Consider the following 1,538-nt stretch of genomic DNA (forward strand, 5'->3'; position numbering starts at 1 on the left):
CCGCAGCCCCAGCCCCAGGAACTGCCTGTCCCGTCCTATCCCGCCGTCGAGACCTTCATCGAGAAGGCCTCCGCGGACGACGTCCAGGCGCTCTTCGCCCCCGTCAAGGCGGGGCTCGCCGAGCTCAAGGGACCTCGCGCGGAGATCGGCAAGAAGGCCCAGGCTGCGATCGCGCGCTCCGAGGAGCTGCTCACCATGCTCGTGGACGTCCGCGAGAAGCTCGTCGCCGAGTCGAAACAGCCCAAGGGCCGGAAATAACGGGCTTTTCCGGGGCCTGGACGATTTCTTGTCACCAGCAGGCAACCGGCGGCCGGCACTCCCGATAATCCATTGAAAGAGCCAAGGGATGATCCCCGGCTCCCCTTTTGAATCAACGCTGGCACCAGCGCGGAGGCTGAAATGGCAAAGATCGACAGCGGCATGATGGGCCCGAACCTGCGCATGAACACCCAGATGACCACGGCTCGGCAGACGCCGAACACGAGCTTTGGCGCGCGCGTGCAGAACGGGCTGAACAGCACCGTCGGCGCCGTGGGCGCGGGCGTGGGCGCGGTGGCGGGCTTCGTTCCGGGCGCCGGCATCGTCTCCGCCGCGGTCTCCTCCGCGCAGACCTTCTCCGGCGCCTCCGGCTCCGGCATGCAGGGCGGCCCGTACGTCGGCGTGATGAACACCGCCTCCGGCGCGGTGCCCTCCACCAACCTGCCCGGTGCGGGCACGGGCATGCCCACGGGCGGCTCCACCTCGCTGGGCACCAGCGTCGGCGGCGCCAGCTCCGGCGGCCAGGTGTCGGATCAGCTGACCAACAACAGCAGCCTCAAGACGATGATGGACGACAACGTCAAGCTGCTGAACCTCCAGTCGGCCATGCAGCACGAGTCGCAGCTCTTCACGGCTGTTTCCAACGTGATGAAGTCGCGGCACGATACGACCAAGAACTCCATCGGCAACATCCGCTAGTCTTCACGGACAGCGGAATCTGACCGGTGCAAGGAAGGCGGCCCTCGACGGCCGCCTTCCGTGCTTCCGGCGACAGGAAAGGAAGCGCGACGTCCATGGCGGAGACCCCTTCGGAGATTGCCAACAGCCTCGTGCCCCTGGCGCGCCAGCCGGCCATGGTCCTGCTGGAGTCCGGTTACCTCTGGCTGGACATGGGTCACTTCGACAAGGCCAAGGAGGTCTTCGTCGGTGCCGCCGCGCTCATGCCCAAGAGCGAGGTGCCCCAGATTGGCCTGGGCGCCGTGGAGTTCGCGCAGGGCAAGCACGACAAGGCCCTGGCGGCCTACCGGGTCGCCCAGCGCCTGGCGCCGCTGTCCTCGCTGCCCCGGGCACACGCCGGGGAGGCCCTGCTGTTCATGGGCAAGGTGCCGGAGGCCCTCAAGGAACTGAAGGCCGCCATCGACCTGGAGCCCGAAAGCGACGGCGCGAAGCTGGCCCAGGCGCTCATCCAGGCGAAGGAAGCGGGGGCCCTGCCTCCGCCGAAGAAGTAGTCGCGGCAAGAAGAAGGAGGTACGGCGATGGCTGTCGGTGGAGTCGGACGT

3 protein-coding genes are annotated in these 1,538 nt (G+C 67.7%); all 3 read left to right on the top strand.

Translation table 11 applies throughout. The annotated features are described in order from the left end of the window. The coding region (locus tag D7X55_RS39360; protein WP_121725695.1) for a hypothetical protein at positions 1-258 on the top strand (258 nt) is incomplete at its 5' end. A gap of 141 nt (positions 259-399) precedes the next feature. Beyond that, on the top strand, positions 400-957 hold the full coding sequence (locus D7X55_RS39365) for a hypothetical protein (RefSeq protein ID WP_120553104.1): 558 nt from the start codon (positions 400-402) through the stop codon (positions 955-957). A 95-nt stretch (positions 958-1,052) separates the two neighbouring features. After that, a complete protein-coding gene (locus D7X55_RS39370) occupies positions 1,053-1,487 on the top strand; it encodes a lipopolysaccharide assembly protein LapB (protein ID WP_120530743.1) in 435 nt (144 codons plus the stop codon). Positions 1,488-1,538: the final 51 nt, after the last annotated feature.

This window comes from Corallococcus sp. AB049A (assembly GCF_003668885.1).
In the GTDB taxonomy this organism is placed as follows: domain Bacteria; phylum Myxococcota; class Myxococcia; order Myxococcales; family Myxococcaceae; genus Corallococcus; species Corallococcus interemptor.

What these genes read in the sequence shown, in the direction of transcription:
- D7X55_RS39370 (WP_120530743.1), top strand. Translation starts at nt 1,053, where the DNA reads ATGGCGGAGACCCCTTCGGAGATTGCCAACAGCCTCGTGCCCCTGGCG.
- D7X55_RS39365 (WP_120553104.1), top strand. Translation starts at nt 400, where the DNA reads ATGGCAAAGATCGACAGCGGCATGATGGGCCCGAACCTGCGCATGAAC.